This is a genomic window from Brasilonema octagenarum UFV-OR1 (genome assembly GCF_963888615.1).
Taxonomy (GTDB): domain Bacteria; phylum Cyanobacteriota; class Cyanobacteriia; order Cyanobacteriales; family Nostocaceae; genus Brasilonema; species Brasilonema sennae.
Window position 1 is genome coordinate 1 of record NZ_CAWPKW010000235.1, and the last position, 4,085, is coordinate 4,085.

General features: G+C 45.5%; 1 protein-coding gene. It reads left to right on the forward strand.

Annotation, left to right across the window (positions count from 1 at the left end; genetic code table 11):
* The first annotated feature begins 689 nt into the window (after window positions 1–689).
* On the forward strand, window positions 690–3,989 hold the full coding sequence (locus AC5590_RS19000) for a phycobilisome rod-core linker polypeptide (RefSeq protein WP_169268904.1): 3,300 nt from the start codon (window positions 690–692) through the stop codon (window positions 3,987–3,989).
* The last annotated feature ends 96 nt before the right edge of the window (window positions 3,990–4,085 follow it).

Below are 4,085 nucleotides of genomic sequence, written 5' to 3' on the forward strand. Positions count from 1 at the left end.
ACAGTTCCATCAGGAGTGACTTGTTGAGTGACTTGTTGTGCTGTGGCTGTATCTAGAAAAGTTAAACTCCCTATGGCGCATAGGGGTAAGGTGAATAAAATTAGTGAATGCCAACCCTGTTTCATGATCAACTCCAAATCTAAAATTCAGCGATTGTGAGTAAGCGAGTCTGAGCCTGTTAATAGAAATTTTCAGTAATCTACTGGGAACGAGGCATTAGTTGAACCCTTCAGGCAAACAAGGGCGAGCATTTCTTAAATTCTGTTGTAATTTTTTTCCAGTGATTGTATTTCACCACAGATGCTGATAGATATATTGACTTGTGAGCATTTGCGTGCATCTGCGTGCATCTACAGTTCCAAGTAGCGAGCAGAGCGAAAACGATGCTACATCTTGTCTTAAAAGAATAAATCTAGTTTAATCAAGAATTGATACAAATCTTAAATATTTTCTCAGAGAAATTTAAACATTTGCTTTTGGAGTTGATACATCTTGGCTCTAGTTTCTACACACTTCTTAATAAAGCCACAGAGAAATGCCAAAACGTTCTAATCTAAAAGCTGACTGGGTTAATTTTTTTTAGCAGTCTTGAGGGCAGCAGTCTTAATGCATGACTGCACCAATGTGTCAAGCCTAAAAGCAACCCAGACTTAACACAAAGAAAATATGATAGGAGTTTTACAAATCCGATGAGTGTTAAGGCAAGTGGTGGAAGCTCAGTTGCGCGTCCGCAACTATATCAAACCCTCGCAGTATCAACAATTTCCCAAGCAGAGCAGCAAGACCGCTTTCTGGGATCTGGTGAATTAAGTGAACTGGCAAGGTATTTTGCATCTGGTACCAAGCGTCTAGAAATCGCTCAGAGGCTTACGGAAAATTCGGAGATTATTGTCTCTCGTGCTGCCAACCGGATTTTTGTTGGTGGTTCGCCAATGTCTTTCCTAGAAAAGCCCAGAGAACCAGAAGTGGTGATGGCTGGCGCACCGAAGAATATTAGTGGTACCACAAACACAGGAACTCTCACTTACGCAGAAAGTCGTGGTGGTTTCTTAGAAAATGTACGCTCAGTCTTTAACAGCTCACCCAGTGGTCCGATTCCTCCGGGTTTTCGACCAATCAACGTCGCCCGTTATGGTCCGGCGAATATGGCTAAGAGCCTGCGGGACTTGTCGTGGTTTTTGCGCTACGCTACTTACGCGATCGTCGCTGGTGACCCTAGCATCATCGCTGTCAACACGCGTGGTTTGAGAGAAATCATTGAAAACGCCTGTTCTGGTGAAGCGACAATTGTTGCTTTGCAGGAAATAAAATTTGCAGCGCTTTCCTATTTCCGTCAGGATGCTGAGGCAACAGACATTGTGTCTCAGTACATGGATGTTTTGATTACAGAATTCAAAGCACCCACTCCTTCTACTAAACTGCGTCAACGTCCTTCAAGCGACCAACAGGGCTTACAACTGCCTCAGATTTACTTCAATGCGGCAGAACGGCGTCCCAAGTTTGTCATGAAGCCTGGGTTGTCAGGAGTAGAGAAAAACGAGGTTGTAAAAGCGGCATATAGACAAATTTTTGAGCGCGATATTACCCGTGCTTACAGTCAGTCGGTTTCTTACCTGGAATCCCAGGTCAAGAACGGCACTATCTCCATGAAAGAATTTGTCCGTCGCCTGGGCAAATCTCCGCTTTACCAAAAACAATTTTTCCAACCGTTTATCAACAGCCGTGCTCTAGAGCTTGCTTTCCGTCACTTCTTGGGACGCGGACCAAGTAGCCGCGAAGAAGTACAAAAGTACTTTGACATCGTTTCCCGAGGTGGTCTGTCAGCTTTAATCGATGCACTGGTAGATTCTGCGGAATACAGTGATTATTTTGGTGAGGAAACGGTTCCTTACATTCGGGGACTTGGTCAAGAAGCACAAGAATGTCGTAACTGGGGACCACAGCAAGACCTGTTTAACTACAGTGCGCCTTTCCGCAAGGTTCCACAGTTTATCACAACTTTTGCTGCTTACAACCAACCACTACCAGACCAGCATCCTTATGGTTCTGGTAACGACCCCTTAGAAATTCAGTTTGGGGCAATTTTCCCGAAAGAAACCAGCAACCCCAATACTCGTCCTGCTCCTTTTGGTAAAGATACCAAGCGCATCCTGATTCACTCTGGACCTGGAATTAATAACCAAAACAGCAATCCTGGAGCGCGAGGCGAGAACCCTGGTACTTTGGGTCCCAAGGTGTTCAAGTTGGATCAACTGCCTGGTACAAGAGGTAAAAAGACACCAACTGGAGTCAGTGTCAAGTACTCGGAAAGCTCTACACAAGCGGTGATTCGGGCAGCTTACCTGCAAGTTTTCGGTCGCGATCTTTACGAAGGTCAGCGCCTGAAAGTGCAAGAAATTAAGCTGGAAAACGGTGATATCTCCGTACGGGAGTTTATCCGCGCTTTGGCTAAGTCCGATGTATTCCGGAATATGTACTGGACATCTTTGTATGTCATGAAGGCAATTGAGTACATCCACCGTCGCTTGTTAGGTCGTCCTACTTATGGTCGTCAAGAAAACAACAAGTACTTTGACCTCGCCTCCAAGAAGGGCTTCTACGCAGTTGTTGACGCCATCATTGGTAGCGTAGAGTATAGTGAGGCATTTGGTGAAGATACAGTTCCTTACGAACGGTACTTAACTCCTGGTGGTGTAGCATTACGGAAATTGCGCGTTGGTAGCATCCGTGAAGATATCACCCGGAGAATTGAGAAGGAACCAACTCCACTATTTGTTGAACTCGGTACTGTGGGAGACCGGACAGAATCTGAGATTCAGCAGCGCATTAGCCAAGGTGTTAGCAAGAAGCGTGAACAAACGAAAGTCTTCAAGTTGGTGGCAGGTAACAACGATAAAGTTGCAGTGGCAATAGTTATTGGTGCTGCTTACCGTCAGATTTTCGAGCGCAATATTGAACCCTACATTGTCAAAAACGAATTCACAGTGCTTTCAAGCAAACTGGGTAATGGTGAAATCACTGTTAAAGAATTTCTTGAAGGGTTGGGTTGTTCTAGCCTATACCTGAAAGAGTTCTACACCCCATACCCCAACACCAAGGTGATTGAACTAGGAACCAAGCACTTCCTGGGACGCGCTCCACTGGATCAAGCGGAAATTCGTAAGTACAATCAAATACTAGCGTCTCAAGGTATTCGTGCGTTTATCCGGGCAATGATCAACAGTCTGGAATATCTTGAAGCGTTTGGTGAAGATACAGTACCTTACAACCGCTTCGCGACCTTCCCAGCTGCGAACTTCCCGAATACTCAAAAGCTCTACAACCAGCTCACTAAGCAAAATCCAGATATTGTTGTCCCTAGCTTTGAGCCAGTGCAGGCGCGCATAAAGACAACCGCAGACACAGCAGCCACATCCACTGAAATTGAGAATGAACAGCCGCAGCTCGTCGAAGTCGGTCGTTCTTTTAACTCCAGTCAGGGACAGTTGGTTGAATCTGGTGTGGATACAACCCGCCGCAACCCAGCTCGTATTTACCGCATAACAGTAAATACAAATCAAGCTGACATAGAGCAGGTGATAAACGCTATTTACTCTCAAGTAATGGATGTGTATGGCGGTCAAGTTCCTGACCACTTCCACAATTGTGAGTTGGAAAGCAGACTGCGCAATGGTGAAATTTCTGTAAGAAAATTTGTGAGTGAACTTGCAAGCTCAGAAATCTATCGCCAGCGTTTCTGCGTTTCCTATCCCAACACCAAAGTGGTTGAGTTCCTCTTCCGTCATCTGTTGGGACGTGCGCCAGCAACTCAGGTGGAAATTCTCCATTACACCAACTCACTAACAGGTAGCGGTTTAAAAGCTGCTGTAGAGGAGATTGTTAATAGCTCTGAGTATGCTCAATACTTTGGTGAGAATGTGGTGCCATACCAGCGGTTCCCATCCTTGCCTGCAGGTAACTACCTTGGTAGCGTGAAGGCGCTTGATTAAGTGAAATAGTCAATCGTCAATAGTCATGTAGTGTTGAAGTTGGGGTGTAGGGGAGCCAGTACTGTTCGCGCAGCGTGGCACTTTGTGCCATAGGAG

What these genes read in the sequence shown, in the direction of transcription:
- AC5590_RS19000 (WP_169268904.1), top strand. Translation starts at nt 690, where the DNA reads ATGAGTGTTAAGGCAAGTGGTGGAAGCTCAGTTGCGCGTCCGCAACTA.